Origin of the sequence: Pediococcus pentosaceus (assembly GCF_001437285.1) — a bacterium.
Taxonomy (GTDB): Bacteria; Bacillota; Bacilli; order Lactobacillales; family Lactobacillaceae; genus Pediococcus; species Pediococcus pentosaceus.
On the sequence record NZ_JQBF01000003.1, the window covers coordinates 1 to 23,795 of the forward strand.

Sequence of the window (23,795 nt, forward strand, 5' to 3'; positions counted from 1 at the left end):
CGCCCCCTGCGAGGGTAGGACGTTGCCATGCGTTTATTCCGGCATAGCTCAGTTGGTAGAGCATCTGACTGTTAATCAGGGTGTCGACGGTTCGAGTCCGCCTGCCGGAGTTAGGCTGTATGGATGTTAACTGGAAAGTTAGCATCCTTTTGTTATATGCCGGCTTAGCTCAGTTGGTAGAGCGGCGGTATCGTAAACCGTAGGTCAGGTGTTCGACTCACCTAGCCGGCATTTGTTTGGATGCGCCTTAATGTTAAGTTAAGGCGCATTTTTTCATATACAGTCTTTGTTTTTAAGGCGAAAATTATGGAGGAAATATACAATTGAATACACAAGATAAGGATACAGCATTTCTTGGTCAACCACGTGGATTAATGACGTTGTTCTTCACGGAAATGTGGGAACGTTTCAGTTACTACGGTATGCGTGCAATTTTAATTTATTACATGTATTACGCTGTAACCAAGGGTGGTTTAGGCTTTAGTCAAGCCACTGCTGCTTCAGTAATGGCCATTTATGGTTCACTGGTTTATCTAGCTAGTGTTGCGGGTGGGTTTATCAGTGACCGAATTTTAGGTAGTCGAAAAACCGTATTTTACGGTGGTGTATTGATCATGTTTGGTCATATTGCACTTTCACTTCCTTTCGGTGGGGCGGCCCTACTAGTATCAATTGCTTTAATTGTTGCTGGTACTGGTATGCTAAAACCAAATGTTTCTGAAATGGTTGGATCACTATATTCCGTGGAGGATACGAGACGTGATGCCGGATTTAGTATTTTTGTTTTCGGTATTAATCTAGGTGCTTTATTAGCTCCCATAATTGTTTCGTGGGTTGGTTTTAATATGAGTTTCCATGCTGGATTCTCATTAGCTGCAATTGGTATGTTCTTTGGATTAGTCCAATATTATATTGATGGTAAAAAATATTTAAATAAAGATAGTTTATATCCATCAGATCCAATTCAACCCGATGAAGTTAAGAAATTTAGTCTTCGAGTTTTAATGGGTGTGATTGTATTAGCATTAATTTTAGTGGTTATGTTTGTTGCTAATGCATTAACAATTGATAATGTTGTTCTATTAATTAGTATTATTGCTGTTATTGCTCCAATTGTTTACTTTATCATCATGTTTTCAAGTAGTAAGGTTTCTAAAACAGAACGTTCACGTTTATGGGCTTATGTGCCATTATTTATCGCTGCAACGTTATTCTGGGCAATTGAAGAACAAGGTTCAGTTGTTTTAGCATTATTTGCTGCTGATCGTACTCAATTAAACTACGGTTGGATGCATATTACGCCCGCTAACTTCCAGTCCCTTAATCCATTATTCATCATGCTTTATACACCAATTTTTGCATGGCTATGGACTAAGTTAGGTAAGAAGCAACCTTCATCACCTAAGAAATTTACGTATGGACTTGTATTTACGGGTCTATCATACTTATTTATTGCCTTACCTGGTTTGATGTTTGGTACTGATGGTAAGGTTAATGCTCTTTGGTTAGTTGGTAGCTGGGCAATTGTTGAAATTGGTGAAATGTTAATCTCACCAATTGGTTTATCTGTAACGACCAAATTGGCACCTGCTGCATTTGCGTCTCAAATGATGAGTATGTGGTTCTTAGCCGATGCTGCTGGACAAGCAATTAACGCTCAGTTAGTTCGCTTCTACCCAGGACATGAAGTAGCTTACTTTATTGTATTAGGTCTTGTAACACTAGTCTTTGCACTTGTACTATTAATTTGTTCACCATGGATTACTAAGAAGATGCAAGGGATTAGATAATTAAATATTTGAATTCAAGAGATGAACTAGGTTATGCTTAGTTCATCTTTTTATTTTGGAGGGATTTATGGCTAGAAAAGTAATACTTTTTATTGCAATGAGTATTGATAATTACATTGCTGACGATCAAGGTGCCGTTGATTGGTTGGAGAAAAATGTCCATGGTACCGAAAGTGATGACAGTTATGAGAAAATGTATTCCAAAATAGATACGGTTATTATGGGAAGAACTACCTATGAACAAGTAACACAAAAATTATCTCCGGAAAAATATGTTTACGCAGATCGGCAGACGTATATTGTTACGTCTCACCTAGGGGAAGATACAGATACGATTAAATACTGGAAACAGTCGCCAGTAGAATTAGTTAAAAGAATCCAAAAGGAGAAGGGAAAAGACGTTTGGATTGTGGGAGGAGCTAAGCTTATTGATCCGCTCGTGCAAGCCAATTTAATTGATATATATATTTTAACAACGGTCCCGATTTTTTTAGGATCAGGTATTCGACTTTTTGATCGATTAGAGGAGCAAGTTCCGGTCCGTCTTATAGATGTATATCAAAAAAACGAATTAGTATATTCGATTTATCAGAGAGGTTAATAGTTTGAAAATTGCAGCAACTAGCGACAATCATTTCGATGTGAACAAAATAGATGAAAATCAAATGGCTCAAAAACAAGCCGAGTATCTTTTAAAACAACATGTGGGAGTATATTTAATAGCAGGAGACCTATTTAATAAATTTAATCGAAGCATGCAGTACGTGGAAAAGCTACAGGAATTAGTGGGAGAACACACTAAAGTTTTTTTCATAGCCGGAAATCATGATATGTTGAACGATATCGACTATAATCAATTAGAATCAAATTTAAGCCCATTATACTTGCATAACCAGTTCTATGACGTTCCTGGGACTAAATGGCGTATTATTGGAAATAATGGGTGGTACGACTATACGTTTGCAGATAATGTTGATAAAACCACCGAACAGTTTTGGCGTTGGAAAAAGTCTTTCTGGATTGATACTGGAATTGAACAGCCTATGTCAGATATTGAACGAATGAATATTGTGTTGAAGCAAACTGAACAACAAATGCAGCAGGCCAGTCGGAGAAAAGTGTTATTTATGACTCACTTTGCAGTAAGACATGAGTATATTCATTATTCCGAAGATGCCCGCTTTTGGAACATGATTAATGGAATGGCGGGGAGCAGAAGAATGGAAAAGTTGTTGGAAACATACCAGCCTGAATTGGTGATATCAGGACATTTACATCATCATTTTAAACCACTTGCAAAGTCTAATGGAATATATTATAATAATTCAGTCGGTTATCATAACAACCGAATCAACGAGTGGAATTCAGATGATTTCTTCACTGAATGGACTCAGCGATTGCTTATAACCGATCTCAAATAATTTTGAAAAAAGTTTAAAAAAAAGCTTGCAAAATTATTCGAGATTGGGTATTATTATTAAGTCGGATAGATAAGACGACAACTTATATGGAAGGGTAGCGAAGTCTGGCTAAACGCGGCGGACTGTAAATCCGCTCCTTCGGGTTCGGTGGTTCGAATCCACTCCCTTCCACCATATTGGGCTATAGCCAAGCGGTAAGGCAACAGGTTTTGATCCTGTCATGCGCTGGTTCGATCCCAGCTAGCCCAATCTAGTTTTCAGAAACATCATATCATTGATATGATGTTTTTTTGTATCTAAATCAATAAATCACAGATAGTTTTAATATGTTTCGTTTTTAGAATGGTATTAGTAATTAGTTGGAGGTTGATAGCTTAAATTTTTAATTGGAGGCTTTCAATATTGGCCTAGTTAATGATAGGATAAGGAGAACAAAATGAAATAACCAATGGGGGGCTTTTTTTATGAAAATTGGATTTATTGGTGTAGGTAATATGGCCAAAGCGATTATCAAGGGATTATTAAAAAATAATTTTGAAAGCACAGATATACTGGTACACAGTGCGCATCAATCAAGTTATGGACCTTTCGCAGAAAAGAATCAACTAATAGCGACAAAATCTAACCAAGAACTTGTTAGAAATTCGGATATCATTGTCATAGCGGTTAAACCATACGTAGTAAAAACGGTTATAGACGAAGTCAGAGATGATTTAAATCATCATCAGTTAGTTGTCTCACTGGCATCAGGAATTAGTATAGAAGATCTACAGACCAGCTTAGATGAGCAACAACCTATCTTACGCATTATGCCGAATGTTAACGTTGAAATTGGCGAAGGAATGACAGCGGTCGTTGCTAATGGTGATCTTAAAATGGAACCATTTCAGTCCGGCGTTAAAATCTTTGAAACTGTTGGAAGTACAATGGAACTTGCTGAAAAAGACTTTCCAATTTTTTCAGCAATTGCTGGTAGTGCACCTGCCTATGCTTACTTGTTTATTGATGCTCTTTCACGGGCGGGAGTTAAACATGGATTAACTAAGGCTTCTGCTACAAAGATCGCTGCTCAAATGGTCAAAGGTAGCGCAGAAATGGTTCTGAAATCCGATGAGATACCGTATGCCTTAATTGATAAAGTATCTTCTCCAGGTGGTACAACAGTGGCGGGACTCCTAGCAATGGAAGAAGCAGGCTTTTCACCAGCGGTTGTTAAGGGAATCGATGCTACGGTAGCAAAAGAAATCAATCATTAGAATCTTGTTTTTTGGTCTATACCGATATATAATGGATTTAGATTAAAAATTTAGGAGGAAAATTCATGAGTACAGTTTTGCGTCATGCTACTATTTATACTGGTTTAGAAAAAATTGAAGATGGTTACATTCGATTTGGTAAAAAAATTGAAGCCGTTGGTCCAATGAGCGAATACAAAGCCCAAGGTGATGATCAAGTTTTCTATGCTGGAGAAAAGATTATTGTTCCAGGATTCATTGATGTACATACACACGGTGGATACGGATTTGATGCCATGGATGGTGATCCAGATCAAATCAATGAAATGGTAAATAAAGCCGTTGTTAACGAAGGGGTTACCAGCTTCTTTTGTACAACAATGACCCAATCAAATGCCAACATTGAAAAAGCAATGCGTGGGGTTGCGAAAGCTGCTGAAGATAACCCAGTTATCCAAGGGGTTCATTTGGAAGGACCATTTATTTCTACTAAGTATAAGGGTGCTCAACCTGAAGAGTACATCAAGGATCCAGATGCAGAACTTTTGGGTAAATGGAATGAATTATCTGGTGGTCGTGTTAAGTTGATTACAATTGCACCTGAACATAAGGGATCTGATGCTTTTGAAGCTTACTGTTTAGACCATGGAATTGTGCCTTCAGTGGGTCATTCAGACGCAACTCGTGCGGAACTACTAAATAGTACTGTTACTCATGCAACTCATCTTTACAATGCTCAACGTGAGTTTAAGCATCGCGAACCAGGTGTAACTGGACACGTTATGTTAGAAGACAACATTTACGCTGAATTAATTTGTGACGGCTTCCATATCGTTCCTGATATGCTTAAATTAGCATACGAAGTTAAGGGACCAGAACGAATTGACCTAGTTACAGATTCAATGCGGGCTAAAGGATTCGCTGAAGGTGAAAGTGAACTTGGTGGACAAAAAGTTTACGTTAAAGACAAACAAGCACGTTTGGAAGATGGTACATTAGCTGGTTCTGTACTTGCATTTGATGATGCATTTAGAAATGCAATGCGTTTCTTTAATTGCGGAATTGCTGAAGCTGTACAAATGAGCTCAGTTAACCAAGCTCGCGAATTTGGTTTGGATTCAAAGGGAACACTTGAAGTTGGTAAGGATGCAGATATCAACGTCTTTGATAGCAACCTTAACAAATTGGAAACATATAGTTACGGGAAAAAGTTTTCTAAAGAAGACTAATAGTCAAACATTATAGGGGTACAAGAATGAATTCACCGGTATATATTCAAATTCATAATGAAATCAAAAAGGCGATTGAAGCCGGGAAATGGAAAGTGGGAGAGCGAATTCCAGCTGAACGTGAACTTTCTACAGAATTTAGTGTAAGTCGAATGACTCTTCGCCAAGCTATTTCAACTTTGGTTGATGAGGGAATTTTGGAACGTAAGGTGGGTTCGGGAACCTATGTTGCTAGTCAGAAAGTTCAAGAAAAGGTTTCAGGAGTTACTAGTTTTACGGAATTAACGGAGGCTCAAGGTAAAAAGCCGTCTAGTCGGACAATTTCGTACCATACTAGTGAACCTTCTTTAAGTGAAATTGAAAAATTACAGTTAAATGATGGCGATCTAGTATTGCGGATGGAGCGTATTCGATTTGCTGACGCTGTTCCAATTTGTTATGAAACGGCAACTATTCCAGAAAAGCTAGTTAGTGATTTTAGTAAATCTGAAGTGACTAAATCACTTTATAAAACTCTGGAAGAAAAAGCAGGGTTGATGATTGGACGTGCGGAACAAACCGTCTCGGCGATGTTGGCTTCTGAAAAAGTGTCAGAGTATTTAGATATTAAACGTGGCGATGCAATTCTACGTTTACATCAATTATCGTATGCTCAAGATGGTACACCGTTTGAATATGTACGTACTCAGTATGTAGGCGAACGTTTTGAATTTTATTTAAATCGTTAATAAAAAAGAAGGAAGAATAGGCTAATCCTATTTTTCCTTCTTTTTATTTGCTTTAAAGGCTTCCATCATAAAAATCGGTAATACTATTTGGCGTTTGATTCGTTTAGGGTCACTTAATAAACGATATAACCACTCAACGTTATGTTTTTGCCAAAATTCAGGAGCCCGTTTAACAGTTCCGGCGTAGACGTCAAAGCTACCACCGATTCCCATCCAGATTGCTGGGGTAAAATGACGATATTTAGCAATAAATTCCTCTTGTTTTGGAAAACCTGTAGCTACAAAAACTATTTCAGGTTGAAGTTCTTTAATTTCGTCAATAATCGGAAGGGAATCTTTGAAATAGCCGTCGTGATAACCAACCAAATTAATACCAGGATGTTCATGATGAACTTTATGAACAACTTTTTTAATTACGGCAGGTTTCCCACCTAAGAAGTAGGCTTTGGAATGATGTTCATTGGCCCACTGCATGAGTTCAGTAAAGACATCATATCCAGTTACTCGCTCTGTCAACGGCGTTTTCGTGAATTTGGATGCTTTAACGATTCCAATCCCATCAGGAACTAAATAATCAGCAGAACGCACAATTTTTGCGTAATTAGGATTTTTGCGAGCAAACATGATGATTTCCGGATTAGCAGTGATGATAAAACGATTTTGATGTTGAAGAAGATCTTCTTCAACTTGTTTTAAAAACTGTGATTTAGTGACATTCAGAAAATTAAATCCGAGAATATTAACAAAATTATATTTCATAAGGGTCTCCTAGATTAAAAATTGCGATTTAATGTATAAATGATAAAATTAAAACAACTGTATTGTTAGATTAAATAAAAACATAAAAGAGTAGGAGCATAATCATCATGGTAAAAGAGTTTCCAGATGACACATTAACTTTGCATACAGATGCGTATCAAATCAATATGATCCAAACCTATTGGAATAAAGGAATTCACAACAAGACGGCGATCTTTGAAGTGTTTTTCAGAAATATGCCATTTGATAATGGGTATGCTGTTTTTGCTGGATTAGACCGCATTATTGATTATATCAGTAACTTACATTTTTCAGAGAGCGATATTGAATATTTAAAGGATGTGGCTGGTTATCCAGACGATTTTTTAGCTTACCTTAAAGATTTTCATTTTAGAGGTACAATTCGTTCTGCAGTTGAAGGCGACCTAGTTTTCAACAACGAACCTATTTTACAAGTCGAAGGGCCACTTGCCGACTGTCAATTAATTGAAACAGCGTTATTGAATATTGTCAATTACCAAACCTTAATTGCTACAAAAGCGGCTCGCATTAAGTCGGTAGTTGGTTCAGACAAGTTACTTGAATTTGGTACTCGGCGTGCGCAAGAAATGGATGCTGCCCTTTGGGGAACTCGCGCTGCTTACATTGGTGGCTTCGATGCTACCAGTAATGTACGGGCCGGTAAGAAATTTGGAATTCCAGTAAGTGGGACACACGCGCATGCATTGGTTCAATATTACATGAATGATTATGATGCTTTCAAAGCGTATGCGACAACTCACCGTGATTGTGTTTTTCTAGTAGATACATTTGATACATTAAAAAGTGGGGTACCTAATGCTATTCGCGTAGCAAAAGAAATGGGCGATAAGATTAATTTCTTAGGAGTTCGAATTGACAGTGGTGACATGGCCTATTTATCGAAACGTGTTCGTGAACAATTAGATGAAGCAGGTTTCCCTAATGCTAAAATTTTTGCATCGAATGATTTAGATGAAAAAACAATCCAAAACTTGAAGATGCAGGGAGCTAAGATTGAAGTTTGGGGCGTTGGTACTAAGTTGATTACGGCATATGATCAACCAGCGCTAGGTGCAGTTTATAAGATGGTGTCAATTGAACGTGACGGTAAAATGGTGGATACCATCAAATTATCAAATAATGCTGAGAAAGTTTCTACTCCAGGTAAAAAACAAGTTTGGCGTATTTCAAGAAACTCAGATGGAAAATCGGAAGGTGACTACATCACTCTTTGGGATGAAGATCCTCGAGTAGAAGAGTCTCTATACATGTTCCATCCGAACTACACGTATATTAATAAAACGGTCACTGATTTTAAAGCTCGTCCAGTTTTACAAACCATTTTTGAAGATGGTAAATTAGTTTATGATCGACCAAGTTTGGCTGAGATTAAAGAATTTGCTCGTCGTAGTTTGGATTCTCTGTGGGATGAGTACAAACGGGATTTAAATCCACAAGATTATCCGGTGGATCTTTCACAAGATTGCTACGACAATAAAGTTGCTATTATCAAGCGAGTCCGTGAATATGTTGGGAAACTAAAATTTTAACAAACTAGGTGATAAAATTGCGAGAATTACAAAAAGAGATTATTGAAACTTTAAAGGTTCAACCGACGATTGACCCAAAACAGGAAATTCGTCGTAGTGTAGATTTTATGAAAAATTATCTAAAAAAAGTTCCTAGTTTACGTTCCTTAGTGCTCGGAATCTCAGGTGGACAGGATTCAACCCTTGCCGGTGCGTTAGCTGAAATTGCGGTTCGTGAATTACGGGAAGAAACGGGTATTCAAGACTACCGGTTCATTGCAGTTCGCTTGCCCTATGGTGTGCAAGCGGATGAATCCGATGCAATGAAAGCAATCGAATTTATGCAAGCCGATGAAGTAGTTCGAATTGATATCAAACCAGCGGCAGATGCCATGGTTGCTGCGTTGGAAGCTAATGATTTAAAAATTTCTGATTTTAACAAAGGGAATATCAAAGCTCGTGAACGGATGATTGCTCAATATGGTATTGCGGGAAGTAATGCTGGAATTGTAATTGGAACCGATCATGCTGCAGAATCTGTTACGGGATTTTATACTAAATTTGGTGATGGCGGAGCTGATATTATCCCTCTTTGGCGCTTGGATAAGCGACAAGGAAAGGCAATGCTAAAAGAGCTCAACGCACCGGTTGAACTTTATGAAAAGACCCCAACGGCTGATTTAGAAGAGGAGCGTCCAGCGTTGCCTGACGAAGTGGCCTTAGGGGTTACTTACGACGATATTGACAACTATCTGGAAGGTCGCGAAATTAGTTCTGAAGCGGCTGACAAAATTGAAGGTTGGTATAAACGGACGGCTCATAAACGAGTTTTACCTTATACGGTTTTCGATAACTAATTATTAAGAGAAGGGGTTTAGCTTGTAATTAGTTTGAATGGTCGGTTATAATCAAATTGTAGACATGAGGGAGTAACTTGCAGACTATCTGCGATAATATCACCAACAAGAATAAATCTGGTATTATCTTAATTTAGTGAGACTCATGTGTGTGGGAAAAGATTCCTTGCGCACATGGGTCTTTTTTCATACCCAGCATTAAAAAATAGCTAGGAGGAAAAGGAATTATGCACAAAGAGCAATGGCAGTTAACGGTAGAAGAGATTTTGAAGCAGGAACAAAGTAATAAAGAGCGTGGTTTATCTGCTAGTGAGGTTCAAAAAAGAACTGAACAATACGGAAAAAATGTTTTAGCAACCAAAAAGAAAACCACTCTTTTACAGAAGTTTATTGAACAGTTTAAAGATTTGATGATTATCGTATTGATGATTGCAGCCCTGATCTCCGTCTTTGTTGGCGAAGGAGTGGATGCAATGATCATCATGCTAGTAGTTATTTTGAATGCGGTTTTTGGAGTATTCCAAGAAGCCAAGGCTGAGGAGGCGATTGACGCGCTAAAAAGTTTAGCTGCTCCTCAAGCGCATGTTCGCCGAGATGGAAGAGTACAAACGATAAAAAGTGAGGATTTAGTCCCGGGCGATATCGTTCTGCTCGAAGCTGGTGATATCGTTCCAGCAGATTTAAGATTAATTGAATCTGCTTCAATTAAGATGGAGGAAGCTGCACTAACGGGTGAATCTGTACCAGTAAATAAAGCAGTTGCTCCCATTGAGGGAGAAAATCCGGCACTAGGTGATCGTAAAAACATGGCATTTATGAATAGTAATGTAACGTTTGGCCGTGGACTAGGTGTGGTTACTGGAACGGGAATGCAAACTGAAGTTGGGCGAATTGCCGACTTAATTAATAATGCCGAAGAAACTATTACCCCGTTGCAACGGAACCTGATTAAGTTGAGTAAAACTTTAACTTGGCTAATTTTAGGTATTGCGGTGGTAGTATTCATAGTAGGGATGTTACGTGGACAAGAAACCTTAATTGACATGTTATTAACAGCAATTTCTTTAGCTGTAGCGGCTATTCCAGAAGGATTACCAGCTATTGTTACGATTACTCTAGCACTGGGAACGCAGCGGATGGCTAAAAGACATGCTATTATTCGAAAATTACCAGCAGTCGAAACTTTGGGAAGTACTGAAATTATTGCTTCAGATAAGACAGGGACATTGACCCAAAATAAAATGACTGTGGAAAAAGTATTTGTGGATAACCAACTCCTGAATGCCGAAGAGGTTATTCCAGATACTAAACAAAAGCTATACGATTTAATGATTTTAAATAATGATACTAAAAAAATTGAGGGAGAATTGATCGGTGATCCTACGGAAACCGCCTTGATTGCATTCAATGATTCCAAAAATTATCAAGCGGACGAAGTTATTAAAAGTTATCCACGGGTGGCTGAGGTTCCATTTGACTCCGAAAGAAAATTGATGTCTACTATTAATGCTTTGGAAGATGGAAGATATCTTTTAACAGTGAAGGGTGCTCCAGATGAGTTGTTGAAACGAACTACTCAATATGTGGAAAAGAACCAAATTCTCCCAATGAATGATGCTGAAATCAAACTAATTCGGGCGACAAATCATGAACTAGCTACACAAGCTATTCGAGTATTAGGATTTGCTTACCAGATTTTAGACGAAATTCCTACAGCCTTAGATAGTGAAACTGTGGAAAAAGATTTAATTTTTGCTGGTTTAATTGGAATGATTGATCCAGAACGGACCGAAGTTGCACAAGCTGTCAAAGAAGCCCAACAAGCAGGAATCCGGACCTTAATGATTACTGGTGATCATCGTGATACAGCGGGAGCGATTGCCAAACGTTTAGGAATGATTGATGAAGATGAAGTTGATACAGCCGTAATCACGGGAGCCGAACTTGATCAACAAACGGATGAAGAATTGGCTCGAAATGTAGATAAATATGCTGTATACGCACGGGTGGCACCAGAACATAAAGTTAGAATTGTAAATGCTTGGCAAAAAAAGGGAAAGATTGTCGCCATGACTGGTGATGGAGTTAATGATGCCCCTTCCCTGAAACAGGCAGATATTGGAGTGGCAATGGGAATCACTGGTACTGAAGTTTCCAAAGGGGCCAGTGATATGGTCCTTGCAGATGATAACTTTGCCACCATCGTAGTTGCTGTAGAGGAAGGACGAAAAGTTTTTGCTAATATCCAAAAGGCAATTCAGTATCTTTTGTCGGCTAATTTAGGTGAAGTATTAACTTTATTCGTAATGACCATGATGGGATGGCAAATTTTAGCGCCGGTTCATATTTTGTGGATTAATCTAGTCACTGATACGTTCCCTGCTATTGCGTTAGGACTTGAACCAGCTGAAAAAGACGCAATGAAACAAAAACCGCGTGGTAAAAATGCAAGCTTCCTATCAGGAGGCGTGGCTAGTAATGTAATTTACCAAGGAATTTTAGAAGGGGCTATTACTTTATTTGTTTATGCGATGGCACTCCGTTTTCCAGATCATGCTACGGCTACTCAAATTCACGCAGATGCGTTAACAATGGCCTTTGCAACATTAGGCTTAATCCAACTATTTCATGCGTTTAACTCAAAATCAGTTCATGGTTCTATTTTTAGTGCAACAACGCTAAAAAATAAGTTCTTCAATTGGTCAATTGTAATTTCGTTTGTGCTATTAGCCGCAACAATTGTGGTGCCAGGATTAAATGATTTATTCCATGTTAGCAACCTAAATCTCCACCAATGGATGATTGTAATTTTTGCATCATTATCGATGATTGTGATTGTCGAAGTGGTAAAATTAATACAACGTACTTTAAAAAAATAGTGGAGAGATTAAATGAGAGCTAATATTCAAACTTATGCTGGTACAATTTCCAAATTAACTGAAATACTTGAACAAACAGGAGAACAGGTCGATCCATACTTTCAAGAACTAAAAAAATGGATGCAGTTGGGACAAGTTGCTGATCTAGATCAAGCTAAATTAGCAGAAATTAAGAATCAATTTCAGCTGGCTACAGATAACTACCGTTCAATTGAAAAAGAACTTACAGAAATGCAAGCTCCTATCAAATTTATCGGGAAACACCAAAATTTGAAACATGATTATCTTCGATATATTGAAGAATGTCAAAAAATGGTGGATACGATTAATCCAGAAGCTAAAAAAGTTAATGCTGAAGATTTTAATGCTTCTGAAAAGGCTCAAGCAGAAATTATGGGCCAAATTACCAAGACGTTAACTAGAATTATGAATATGCTACTTGCATAATGTTTAATATTGCAATACGAGAGGTTGAGGGAGAAGTTGGTTCCTCAGCCTCTTCTTGTTAGATTTTAAGATAAAGGGAGAAAATGATTTTGGAAGAAAAAATTTTAAAAATTGTCGGAACTAAGTTAAAAGATTATCGAGCAAATCAAATTAAAGCTACACTAGAAATGCTAGAGGATGGAAATACAGTTCCCTTTATCGCTCGGTATCGAAAAGAACGAACTCAAAGTTTAGATGAAGTTCAAATTCGGGAAATTCAAGCAACGTACCACCAGACTGAAACACTTGAAAAAAGAAAAGCCGATGTTTTAAAAAATATTGAAGATCAACAAAAATTAACTCCAGAATTGGCGCAAAAGATTCGTACAGCCGATGCCTTACAAACGGTGGAGGACTTGTATTTACCATACAAACAAAAACGGCGGACGAAAGCGACAATTGCTAAGGAAGCAGGTTTAGAACCGATTGCAACCTGGATTTTGGGTTTTCCACAAGGAACTTTAGCTAAGCAACTTCAAAGTGCGATTAATCCAGAACAGAATCTTAATAGTGTTGACGATGTTTTAGCAGGAGTTCACGAAATATTAGCCGAAGCCTTCTCGGACCAAGCTGATATCCGTGAATGGGTGCGAAGTTATACCAAAAAAAATGGACGATTAACGGCAGAAGTAAAGCCCAAGGGCCAAGCAATTGATGAGAACGGTGTTTATGGGATTTACTATGACTTCAGTGAAAAACTGAATCAAGTGGCCTCCCACCAAATTTTAGCGATTAACCGAGGCGAAAAAGAAAAGGTCCTACGAGCTAAAATTGAGGTTGATCCTCAAGGAATCGAACGATACCTTCACTTTCGTTTGATTGGTAAAAAGACCGGCGAAGCAGTTGGTATAGTCGAAGATGCATATCAAGATGCTTATAAACGTTTTATTGGCCCAGCAATTGAACGTGAATTACGTGCAGAACTGACTGCTATGGGCGACCAACAGGCTATTAAGGTGTTTGGTGAAAACTTATACCATCTCTTGATGCAAGCCCCTCTAAAGGGAAAAGTAGTCTTAGGTTTTGACCCAGCTTATCGGACCGGTTGTAAGTTGGCGGTTATTGATGAGAACGGTAAATTTTTAGATAAATTAGTGATTTATCCACATAAACCAGCTTCAATGGAAAAACGAGCTAAAGCCGGAAAACAATTAAAAGATTTCATTGAGAAGTACCAAGTTGAAATGATTGCAATTGGAAACGGAACAGCAAGTCGCGAATCAGAAGAATTTGTAGCTAATTTAATTAAAGAAATTAAGCGTCCCATCTATTATGTAATTGTCAATGAAGCAGGAGCGTCAGTTTATTCTGCTAGTAACGAAGCCCGAGAGGCATTTCCAGATCTTCAAGTTGAAGAAAGAAGTGCGATTAGTATTGGACGACGCTTACAAGATCCTTTAGCAGAATTGATTAAGATCGATCCTCAAGCAGTTGGAGTCGGTCAATATCAACATGATGTTGCGCAAAAAGATTTACATGAACAACTTGATAACGTCGTTGAAACGGCCGTTAACCAAGTTGGAGTTAATTTAAATACTGCTAGCCCAGAGTTGCTAACCCATATTTCGGGGTTAACTAAAACAACCGCTAAAAATATTGTTAATTTTCGAGAGGAAAATGGAAGCTATCATTCTCGCAAACAATTAAAAAAAGTCCCTCGCTTAGGACCTAAAGCCTATGAACAAGCAATTGGTTTTTTGAGAATTGTTGATGGAGATGATATTTTGGATAATACCGGAATCCATCCTGAAAGTTATGCAGTTGTTAAACAATTAATGCAGTTATTGGGACTAAAATTGCAAGACATTGGTAAAGCGGAAGTTAACGAAAAACTACAAGGAGTGCAGGTTAAAGCAGTCGCTGAACAGCTTAACGTTGGCTGGGAAACTTTAGCTGATATTATTGCCGAATTACAGAAACCGGGACGTGATTTGCGAGATGAAATGCCGGCGCCATTACTTCGATCAGATGTTCTAACGCTAGAGGACCTTAAACCAGGGATGGAACTTCAAGGGACAGTACGAAATGTAATTGATTTCGGAGCATTTGTAGATATTGGGGTTAAACAGGACGGTTTAGTCCACATCTCAAAACTAAAGAAAGGTTTTGTGAAGCAACCCAGCGATGTGGTTGCAGTCGGGGATATTGTTAAAGTTTGGGTTGAAAGTGTAGACGTTGAACGCCACCGAATTCAATTAACAATGATTCCTAAGGATTAAAATGACAGACTTAGAATTGCAACAATTAACTCAACGCATTGCTCAAGAGTCCTTTGGTAAAAGTTTTCCGTATAAGGTGGTCTTTAATCGACGTTTAAAAACCACTGGTGGTCGCTATCATCTAAATGATCATCATATTGATATTAATCCGTTGATGCTGGAAGAATTCGATGAAGCGATCTTGATCGGGGTTATTAAACATGAACTAGTGCATTATTTTGTGCATATGTTAAACGAGAAACCAGATCATCGAAACCCACATTTTCAGCAGTTGTTACGAGCGGTGGGAGGGTTAAGGTATGCTCCAACCACCTCTAAGCGGCGGCGAACTCCTCCCAAGTTACTATATCAATGCCAAGGTTGTGGATTACAATACCCCCGACAAAGGCGGATTAATACACGCAAGTATGTGTGTAGCAAGTGTCGCGGACGACTCAAATTATTATAAATTAGATTTTTTAAAATAAAACGTAAAAAAGTCTTGCTAGCAGTAGGTAGATTTGATACTATTATCTAGTAAGCTTTTGCGGCCATGGCGGAACTGGCAGACGCGCAGGATTAAGGATCCTGTCCGAATTTACTCGGGTGGAGGTTCGAACCCTCTTGGCCGCATCAATAAAAAAGGACTCCTAGAAATAGGAGTCCTTTTTGTGTTTCTAGGAACTGTTTCAATATTGACACACTTTTTAATACACAATTAGTGTATTAGTATCGATGTGTATTAATAAGAATGCTGATTCTACGGTATTTAATCATTAGTGTATTTTGGCACGGTATTTGCTTATATATAGGTGAATGCAAAATATGTTGAATTATCAATGTGTTTCGCACATCGAAGCGGGTTTAACCACTTTGATGGATGGATGTTTATCTGATGAGAAGCCATTTTAAATTAAAACTTAAACTTTGAAAAGCACGATGGGATTAATCAGTCCCATCTTTTATCCTAGATAATTGAAAGCGTTTTTTGAAAATTTTAATTTAAGTTGGTTTCCAAACGAATAAACGTTCAATTTAGATTTAAGTTACAGGTTTTAGAACTTATTTTATTTATTTTTTGATTAAGCTGTAACAATATAATATGGGAGGTATACAGACAGATGGTTGGAATTATCATTGCTAGTCACGGCGAATTTGCTAAAGGTATTTTGCAATCAGGTTCAATGATCTTCGGTGAACAAGAAGACGTTAAAGCTGTTACATTAATGCCAAGTGAAGGCCCTGACGATATCAGAGCAAAACTTCAAGAAGCAGTTGCTTCTTTTAGTAACCAAGACGAAGTATTATTCTTAGTCGACCTATGGGGAGGCACTCCATTTAATCAAGTTAATAACTTGTTTGAAGAACACAAGGACAAATGGGCAATCGTTGCCGGTTTGAACTTGCCAATGCTAATCGAAGCTTATGCTTCACGTTTATCAATGGAATCAGCACAAGAAATTGCTGCTCATATCATTGAAACTGCTAAAGAAGGGGTTAAGGTTCGTCCTGAAGCTCTTCAACCAGAAGAAGCTCCAAAGGCAGCAGAAAGCGCACAAGTTGCTTCTGGTCGTCCAGGACACTTCGATTATGTCTTAGCTCGTATCGATACTCGTTTACTTCATGGACAAGTTGCTACAGCTTGGACAAAGACGACTAAACCAGATCGAATCATCGTTGTTTCTGATAACGTTGCTAAAGATGAACTTCGTTCTTCAATGATCAAGCAAGCTGCTCCATCAGGAGTTAAGGCTCATATCGTTCCTATTGATCAAATGATTAAACTTGCTAAGGATGATCAACATTTTGGTGGAACCCGTGCCATGCTATTATTTGAAACACCACAAGATGCTTTGAGAGCAATCGAAGGTGGCGTTCCACTTAAGTCATTAAACGTTGGTTCAATGGCACATTCACCTGGTAAAGTTCAACCTAATAAGGTATTGGCTTTTGACCAAAATGATATTGATACTTACAAGAAGTTGGAAGACATGAACGTTGAACTTGATGTTCGTAAAGTTCCAACTGATTCAAAAGACAATATGGATGCAATTATGAAGAAAGCTCAAGATGAGCTTAACGCAAAAAAATAATTTAATTATAACGGAGGATTAATAATCATGGCATTGAATGCAATTCAAATGATTTTAGTCGTTATCGTAGCGTTTTTAGCTGGTGTGGAAGGTATCTTGGATCAATTCCATTTCCATCAACCAGTAATCGCATGTACTTTAATCGGCTTAGTAACTGGTAACTTAGTACCTTGCCTTATCTTAGGTGGTTCACTTCAAATGATCGCTCTTGGTTGGGCTAACGTTGGGGCTGCTGTAGCTCCTGATGCTGCTTTGGCTTCTGTAGCTTCTGCTATTATTTTAGTTTTAGGTGGCCAAGGTAAAGCTGGTGTTTCATCAGCTATCGCTCTTGCTGTTCCTTTAGCTGTAGCTGGACTATTATTAACAATCATTGCTCGTACACTTGCAACTCTTATCGTTCACGTTATGGATGCTGCTGCTAAAGAAGGTAGCTTCGGTAAACTTGAAGCATGGCACTACGTTGCTATCTGTATGCAAGGTTTACGTATCGCTATCCCAGCTGGATTGATTCTTGCAATCGGTGCTGGTCCCGTACGTAGTTTACTTGCTGCTATGCCTGCTTGGTTGACAGACGGTCTATCAGTTGGTGGTGGTATGGTTGTTGCCGTTGGTTATGCAATGGTTATCAACATGATGGCTACTAAAGAAGTTTGGCCTTTCTTCGCGCTTGGTTTCGTTTTAGCAACTATCCCTGATTTGACACTTATCGCTTTAGGTACAATCGGTATTGCATTGGCTCTTATCTACTTAACCCTTTCAAAAATGGGTGGTTCAAGTAACGGAGGCAACTCAGGTTCCGGTGATCCGCTCGGCGATATAATTGATAAATACTAAAAGGAGGCCAACAGAAAATGCAAGAAAAAGTTCAATTAACTAAAAAAGATCGTATTCATGTTTGGTTACGTTCAACATTCCTTCAAGGTTCATGGAACTACGAACGTATGCAAAATGGTGGTTGGGCATATACATTAATCCCAGCTCTTAAAAAGTTATACAAAACAAAAGAAGACCGTGCCGCAGCTTTGACACGTCACATGGAATTCTTTAATACTCATCCATACTTAGCTGCACCTATCCTTGGTGTAACAATGTCTCTTGAAGAAGAACGTGCTAATGGTGCTCCTATTGATGACGTTGCGATTCAAGGGGTTAAAGTTGGTATGATGGGACCTCTTGCCGGTGTTGGTGATCCGGTATTCTGGTTTACAGTTAAGCCAATTATTGGTGCTTTAGCTGCTTCACTTGCTTTGGGTGGTAACATCCTTGGACCAATTCTTTACTTCGTACTTTGGAATGCTATTCGTATGGGATTCACATGGTATACACAAGAATTTGGTTATAAAGCTGGTTCAAAGATTACAGAAGACATGTCTGGTGGTTTACTACAAGACGTTACTAAAGGTGCTTCAATCTTGGGTATGTTTATCCTTGGTTCATTGATTAACCGTTGGGTTACTGTTAAGTTCACACCAGTTGTTTCAACTGTTAAACAAAGTAAAGGTGCTTACATCGACTGGGCAAACCTTCCAAGTGGTGCTAAAGGAATTCAAGAAGCATTGCAACAACAAGCTGCTGGTCTTTCATTAACTCCAGAAAAAGTTACAACATTGCAAGATAACTTGGATCAATTAATTCCAGGACTTGCTGGATTACTTCTAACACTTCTTTGCATGTGGTTACTTAAGAAGGGTGTTTCTCCTATCGTTGTTATCTTTGGTTTATTCATCGTTGGTGTTGTACTTCACGTACTCCACGTTATGTAATAAACTTAAATTAAGTCTGGGCTATGGCCTAGGCTTTTTTTATTAAAATTTTTGGTGAAATGTACCTTAAGTATTATAATTGGATAAAAAGAAGAATGGAGTAATTTGAATGGCTCAATCAATTAATACAAAAGCAGATTTGGTAATCGATGCTACCTCATTTTTGGGGATGGGTGATTACGGAAAAATTATGATTGGCGATCACGGTTTTGAATTTTTTGACAATCGTAATGTTGAAAACTTCATTCAAATTCCTTGGGAAGAAGTTGATACAGTGATTGCTTCCTTGGTCTTTGGGGGTAGATGGATTCCAAGATTTGCCATTAAAACTAAACGAAGTGGAACCTATAGTTTCGCTTCTAAAAAAACCCATGAAGTTTTAAGAGAAATTAGAAAACATGTTGATGCTGACCGCATGGTACGTTCATTAGGGGTTTGGGACGTAATCAAACGAGGAGTAATGAGCATTTTCAAGCGTAAAGCTAAATAATAATTAATTAACCATTTAAAACTATGCTAAAAAGCGATTTGAAACGACCCAATTAAAGCAAGTCTAAAAAATATTTGGACGAGGGACGGAAAGATGAGTTTTTTAGCATAGTTTTTTGTTTGAAAGCGTTTGTTTTGAAACTGTGTTAAACTGTATTGTATTAATTAGTGTATTAATACAGATTGCGGTGAGAAAATGAAAAGACAAGATAGAATTTATGAATATGTTATTGAAAATACGCAAAATGTTTCCGATACGGAATTAAAGGAGCAAGCTGCGTTAACGACGAGTTTAATCGCAGAGAACCTGAACATCGCTCGAAGCAATGTTAGCAAGGAACTAAATGAATTAGTTCGTAAGAATAAGTTATCCAAGATTAGTGGACGGCCTGTACGTTATTGTCGACCTTTGACAGAAGAAGGACAACTTCCCCAACAATCCAGTCAAGATCCATCTAGCTATCACATTGAAGATGGTATTAGTGGAATGGACCTGGGGAAGAAGAAATTAGCAGGTACCCTTGAAGAACCAACTCGACCGGTTACTTTAAATAAAAATACTAATATTTTTGATCGAATGATTGGCAAGAGTCGAAGCATGCACAACCAAATTGAACAAGCCAAGGCAGCCATGTTGTATCCACCAAGAGGACTGAACACATTAATTATTGGCCCGACTGGTTCTGGTAAAACATACTTCGCCAATGCGATGTTTGAATTTGCCCAAACTAAGGGTTTAATTGATCGACAGCAACAGTTGGTAACCTTTAATTGTGCTGATTATGCACACAATCCGGAATTATTGATGTCCCATCTATTTGGTTACATTCAAGGTGCATTTACAGGGGCAAATGATGAGCAAGATGGCTTGATTCAAGAGGCCGATGGTGGGATGCTCTTCTTGGATGAAGTTCATCGACTTCCACCAGAAGGTCAAGAAATGATTTTCTATTTCATGGATCATGGTACTTATAATCGGTTGGGGGAAACTTCCAAGAACCATCATGCCGACGTTCGCTTAGTTTGTGCTACAACGGAAGATCCAGAAAGTTCATTGCTACAGACTTTTGTTCGTCGAATTCCAATTACCATTCAACTTCCGGCATTTAACAAACGTAGTCCGGAAGAACGAATTGACCTTCTACGTTCATTGGTAACAATTGAAGCCAACCGAACTAACAAAGAAATTACATTAACCGAAGATGTTGTCCAAGCTTTATTAGGTAGTGTTACGTATGGAAATGTGGGTCAATTAAAATCTAATATTCAATTAGTGTGCGCTAAGGGATTTTTGAACAATATCGAAAATGAAGGCGAAATCATGATTACAGCGGATGATTTGCCGTCAAATATTAAGGATGGATTACTAAATTTAGCCTCTAACCGGGCTGAACTTGGGGCAATTTCGAAGATACTAGAACCCTACATGGTAATTAAACCGGGATCATCTTATGCAACTCCCGTTAGCCGTAAAGATAGCTATGAACTGCCCTATAATTTGTATGAAATCATTGGCGATAAAGCGATGATGCTACGTGAAGAGGGTCTTGACCAAGAAAATATCAATAATTTTATTACTACGGATATTAACCTACATTTAAAATCTTTCTATAAGAATGAATCAGACACTCGTCAAGCAGAAAGTAAACTAGCTGAAATTGTGGATAAAGGGATTATTGATTTTGCTAAACAGGTTCAGCCTAAGATTGAAAATCAATTAGATTATCATTTTAAAGAGAACTTTATATATGCAATGAGTTTGCATATTAGTTCATTTATTAAACGAATTCAATCTGGAAAACCGATGCGGTTGATGGGCAATGATTTAGTTGCAATGGTTAAGGATTATCCAGAAGAGTTGGCGGTTGCTAAATCGATTAAGGAAATGCTAGAACAGCGGTATGGAATGCCGATTCCTGAATCAGAGAGTTACTATTTAGCAGTCCTTTTAATTTCACTAAGAACGGTCCCAACTAGTAATGGTCAAGTCGGTATTGTGGTGGCAGCTCATGGAAGTAGTACAGCTAGTTCTATGACACAAGTCGTCTCTCAATTATTATCTGACAACTCGATTCAAGCTTTTGATATGCCGCTCGACATGAATCCGCAAACGGCGTATAAGGGGATTGTGGAACGCGTCCGAGCTGCTAACCAGGGGGAAGGAGTACTTCTACTAGTTGATATGGGATCCTTAAGTACCTTTGGATCTAAAATCACGGAAGAAACTCAAATTCCGGTTAAAGTTATTGATATGGTAACGACGGCGATGGTCTTAGAAGCGACCAGAAAAGCTTCTTTTATCGATAGTGATTTGAACGATATTTATGCTGAACTACGTGAATTTCACGGATACTCCAGAGTTGCAATTGCGGATGAAAGTAACGTTGAAGAAAGAGCAGAAGATCTATCCATGATTTCTGGGAAACCCAAAGCGATCGTTGCGGTATGCTCCACAGGTGAAGGAACCGCCAAAAAAATTAAAGATTTACTAGATCAACTCTTAGTTCAAAATTTAATTGAGGATATCAAAGTTTTTCCGATCTCCATAGTAAACATGCAAGATCATATCCAACAAATTAACACCAAATATACGATTGTCGCAGCGACTGGAGTAATGAATCCACAAATTGGAGTACCATTTATGCCTCTTCAAACACTTTTACAGGGTGGAGGAGAAAAGTTCGTTCGACAGTTGGCAGAACGTAGCGAAGTATCATGGGTGCTTGATGAACAAGACTCTAAATTGACGCGTAGCGTTTGTCGTCAATATTTATCACAGTACTTTGTTTTCTTGAATGCGGATAAGTTCACGGATATTTTATGGAATTATGTGGATTACTTGGCAGAAACTAAGAAAGTGGAATTTAGTGAATCCTTCCGCATCAATTTAATTATGCATATTGCGGGAGCAGTGGAAAGAATGCTTACCAATAATCCGATGGAAACAGCACCGGAAGAATTGGCTGCGGTTCAGGATGAAGTGTGGTTTAAATTGATACAAAAAGCGGATGATAAGTATTTGAGAAGGATTCAAATTGAAATGACTCCAAGTGAAGAATTTTATGTTTATAAATTGTTGGAAACATGGCAAGAAAAAAATGATACAATCCTAAGTGAGGTAGATTAAAACTAATCTTAATTTTGGAGGACACGGTGATATGACGATGGACATTCTACTGGCTCGTGTCGATAGTCGGCTCTTGCATGGGCAAGTAGCGACTGCTTGGGCTAAAAAGGTTAAACCTAATCGGATTTTAGTCGTTTCAGATAGCGTTGCAGAAGATAATTTACGTAAAACGTTGATTACTCAAGCTGCGCCTCCTGGAATATTAGTAAACGTGATTACGGTTGAAAAAATGATTCGAATTTATCAAGATTCGCAATTTGATTCTTTTAAAGTGTTACTTTTAACGGAAACCCTACAAGATATGTTGAAGCTGGTTGATGGCGGTATCGATGTCTCTGATTTAGGGATTGATGTGGGCAGTTTGGCATACGCCGTAGATATGACGATGCTAACAGATGCGATTGCGGTTGGTAAAGAAGAGATTGCTACAATCCGAACCCTACACGAACGTGGATTAACAGTGTACGCTCAAAAAATTCCTAATGATAGCCGTAAAGATTTGATAAAAATGTTAGATAAAAATAATTTATAATAAAAAATAACCCACAACTTTAATAGTTACGGGTTATTTTTATGGTCCAAATAAATGTTAAAGTTCCTCAAGCACCTGATTTTCTTTAATCTTTGGTTCGGGTTGTTTTTGACGATTTTGAATTTCTCGTTCTATTTTAAACAAAACTTCTTTTTGAGAAGCAGGAACGTCAATGTTAAAACGACCAGTGGCAGTTTCGATTGTTAAACGGGCCTTGAATCCGGCAATACCTAGAATTAAACCGATAATGATGGCTAAAATTCCGATTGCTAAGCCTTTATTCATGGCACTTAAAGCTCCTAAAACAATTAAAATTAAACCAAGTAGTAGCGGGAAAAACTGATTTTTACCTTTGATGCTGGTAGATTTAATATCACTTAGTGCAATGTCTTTAGAAATTAGAGCATAAGGGAAAACCCATAGTAATAGACGAGGGATGCGACTACGAACAGATTGGTTGTCCACTTCGACGCGACCTTTCATCCAAAAAATAAGCCAGCTAATTGAAAAATTAAACATTAATATTCCTCCAGTATTGTTCCATTGTCTTATTAATTAAGCATAATTATTTAACGATTAAAAGGCAAGTTTTCTACATGAGATCCATTAGATTTCTTAATATAATTATAAGAACTTAATTAATCCGATTGTTACAACAA

Annotated in this window: 20 protein-coding genes and 5 tRNA genes; 23 read left to right on the forward strand and 2 right to left on the reverse strand. The window is 38.1% G+C overall.

Features of this window, described 5'->3' with window-relative positions; all coding sequences use genetic code 11:
- Window positions 1-37 precede the first annotated feature (37 nt).
- The 10 genes from IV86_RS03395 (at window position 38) to IV86_RS03440 (ending at window position 6,403) form a co-directional block, all read left to right on the forward strand.
- Window positions 38-110: transfer RNA gene (locus IV86_RS03395), tRNA-Asn, on the forward strand.
- A 48-nt stretch (window positions 111-158) separates the two neighbouring features.
- Window positions 159-231 (forward strand) — tRNA-Thr (locus IV86_RS03400).
- 92 nt (window positions 232-323) lie between these two features.
- The gene (locus tag IV86_RS03405) at window positions 324-1,790 is read left to right on the forward strand and encodes a peptide MFS transporter (RefSeq protein WP_002834588.1); all 1,467 of its coding nucleotides are present in this window, start codon (window positions 324-326) and stop codon (window positions 1,788-1,790) included.
- Window positions 1,791-1,857: 67 nt separating this feature from the next.
- Window positions 1,858-2,391: a dihydrofolate reductase family protein gene (locus IV86_RS03410; RefSeq protein WP_002834589.1), complete on the forward strand. Its 534-nt coding sequence runs from the start codon at window positions 1,858-1,860 to the stop codon at window positions 2,389-2,391.
- A gap of 4 nt (window positions 2,392-2,395) precedes the next feature.
- Window positions 2,396-3,211 carry a metallophosphoesterase gene (locus IV86_RS03415; protein ID WP_029258125.1) on the forward strand — a complete coding sequence of 272 codons (816 nt, stop codon included), beginning with the start codon at window positions 2,396-2,398 and terminating at the stop codon, window positions 3,209-3,211.
- A gap of 88 nt (window positions 3,212-3,299) precedes the next feature.
- Window positions 3,300-3,385 (forward strand) — tRNA-Tyr (locus IV86_RS03420).
- Between the two features lie 3 nt (window positions 3,386-3,388).
- Window positions 3,389-3,460 (forward strand) — tRNA-Gln (locus tag IV86_RS03425).
- Window positions 3,461-3,675: 215 nt separating this feature from the next.
- Window positions 3,676-4,467, forward strand: a complete 792-nt coding sequence (gene proC, locus IV86_RS03430) for a pyrroline-5-carboxylate reductase (RefSeq protein ID WP_002833221.1) — start codon at window positions 3,676-3,678, stop codon at window positions 4,465-4,467.
- Between the two features lie 65 nt (window positions 4,468-4,532).
- On the forward strand, window positions 4,533-5,675 hold the full coding sequence (gene nagA / locus IV86_RS03435; RefSeq protein WP_002833222.1) for an N-acetylglucosamine-6-phosphate deacetylase: 1,143 nt from the start codon (window positions 4,533-4,535) through the stop codon (window positions 5,673-5,675).
- A 26-nt stretch (window positions 5,676-5,701) separates the two neighbouring features.
- Complete coding sequence (locus tag IV86_RS03440; RefSeq protein ID WP_002833223.1) at window positions 5,702-6,403, forward strand: GntR family transcriptional regulator; 702 nt, start codon at window positions 5,702-5,704, stop codon at window positions 6,401-6,403.
- A 27-nt stretch (window positions 6,404-6,430) separates the two neighbouring features.
- Here IV86_RS03440 and IV86_RS03445 read toward each other — a convergent pair whose 3' ends face one another.
- Window positions 6,431-7,162: a WecB/TagA/CpsF family glycosyltransferase gene (locus tag IV86_RS03445; protein WP_002833224.1), complete on the reverse strand. Its 732-nt coding sequence runs from the start codon at window positions 7,160-7,162 to the stop codon at window positions 6,431-6,433.
- Window positions 7,163-7,269: 107 nt separating this feature from the next.
- On the opposite strand from IV86_RS03445, the gene IV86_RS03450 reads away from it, so the two are divergent.
- The 13 genes from IV86_RS03450 to IV86_RS03510 all read left to right on the forward strand — a co-directional run bounded on the left by IV86_RS03450 (window position 7,270) and on the right by IV86_RS03510 (window position 23,136).
- Window positions 7,270-8,733 (forward strand): nicotinate phosphoribosyltransferase, encoded by a 1,464-nt coding sequence (locus IV86_RS03450; protein ID WP_011673713.1) that lies wholly within the window; start codon window positions 7,270-7,272, stop codon window positions 8,731-8,733.
- A gap of 17 nt (window positions 8,734-8,750) precedes the next feature.
- Complete coding sequence (nadE, locus tag IV86_RS03455) at window positions 8,751-9,569, forward strand: ammonia-dependent NAD(+) synthetase (RefSeq protein WP_011673712.1); 819 nt, start codon at window positions 8,751-8,753, stop codon at window positions 9,567-9,569.
- A gap of 227 nt (window positions 9,570-9,796) precedes the next feature.
- Window positions 9,797-12,448, forward strand: a complete 2,652-nt coding sequence (locus tag IV86_RS03460; protein ID WP_002833227.1) for a cation-translocating P-type ATPase — start codon at window positions 9,797-9,799, stop codon at window positions 12,446-12,448.
- Between the two features lie 12 nt (window positions 12,449-12,460).
- Window positions 12,461-12,895 carry a hypothetical protein gene (locus IV86_RS03465; RefSeq protein WP_002833228.1) on the forward strand — a complete coding sequence of 145 codons (435 nt, stop codon included), beginning with the start codon at window positions 12,461-12,463 and terminating at the stop codon, window positions 12,893-12,895.
- An 89-nt stretch (window positions 12,896-12,984) separates the two neighbouring features.
- Complete coding sequence (locus tag IV86_RS03470) at window positions 12,985-15,153, forward strand: Tex family protein (RefSeq protein ID WP_002833229.1); 2,169 nt, start codon at window positions 12,985-12,987, stop codon at window positions 15,151-15,153.
- A gap of 1 nt (window position 15,154) precedes the next feature.
- On the forward strand, window positions 15,155-15,601 hold the full coding sequence (locus IV86_RS03475; RefSeq protein WP_036673006.1) for a SprT family protein: 447 nt from the start codon (window positions 15,155-15,157) through the stop codon (window positions 15,599-15,601).
- Window positions 15,602-15,679: 78 nt separating this feature from the next.
- A tRNA-Leu gene (locus IV86_RS03480) sits at window positions 15,680-15,765 on the forward strand.
- Between the two features lie 488 nt (window positions 15,766-16,253).
- Window positions 16,254-17,225, forward strand: coding sequence for a mannose/fructose/sorbose PTS transporter subunit IIA (locus IV86_RS03485; RefSeq protein ID WP_002833231.1), 972 nt, complete (start codon window positions 16,254-16,256; stop codon window positions 17,223-17,225).
- Between the two features lie 27 nt (window positions 17,226-17,252).
- On the forward strand, window positions 17,253-18,059 hold the full coding sequence (locus tag IV86_RS03490) for a PTS mannose/fructose/sorbose transporter subunit IIC (protein WP_011673707.1): 807 nt from the start codon (window positions 17,253-17,255) through the stop codon (window positions 18,057-18,059).
- 17 nt (window positions 18,060-18,076) lie between these two features.
- Window positions 18,077-18,988 (forward strand): PTS system mannose/fructose/sorbose family transporter subunit IID, encoded by a 912-nt coding sequence (locus IV86_RS03495; protein WP_002833234.1) that lies wholly within the window; start codon window positions 18,077-18,079, stop codon window positions 18,986-18,988.
- Between the two features lie 109 nt (window positions 18,989-19,097).
- Window positions 19,098-19,478: a DUF956 family protein gene (locus IV86_RS03500; RefSeq protein WP_002833235.1), complete on the forward strand. Its 381-nt coding sequence runs from the start codon at window positions 19,098-19,100 to the stop codon at window positions 19,476-19,478.
- A gap of 195 nt (window positions 19,479-19,673) precedes the next feature.
- A complete protein-coding gene (locus IV86_RS03505) occupies window positions 19,674-22,604 on the forward strand; it encodes a sigma-54-dependent transcriptional regulator (RefSeq protein WP_056979361.1) in 2,931 nt (976 codons plus the stop codon).
- A gap of 31 nt (window positions 22,605-22,635) precedes the next feature.
- The gene (locus IV86_RS03510) at window positions 22,636-23,136 is read left to right on the forward strand and encodes a PTS sugar transporter subunit IIB (protein WP_002833237.1); all 501 of its coding nucleotides are present in this window, start codon (window positions 22,636-22,638) and stop codon (window positions 23,134-23,136) included.
- 57 nt (window positions 23,137-23,193) lie between these two features.
- Here IV86_RS03510 and IV86_RS03515 read toward each other — a convergent pair whose 3' ends face one another.
- Window positions 23,194-23,655 (reverse strand): hypothetical protein, encoded by a 462-nt coding sequence (locus IV86_RS03515; protein WP_002833238.1) that lies wholly within the window; start codon window positions 23,653-23,655, stop codon window positions 23,194-23,196.
- Window positions 23,656-23,795: the final 140 nt, after the last annotated feature.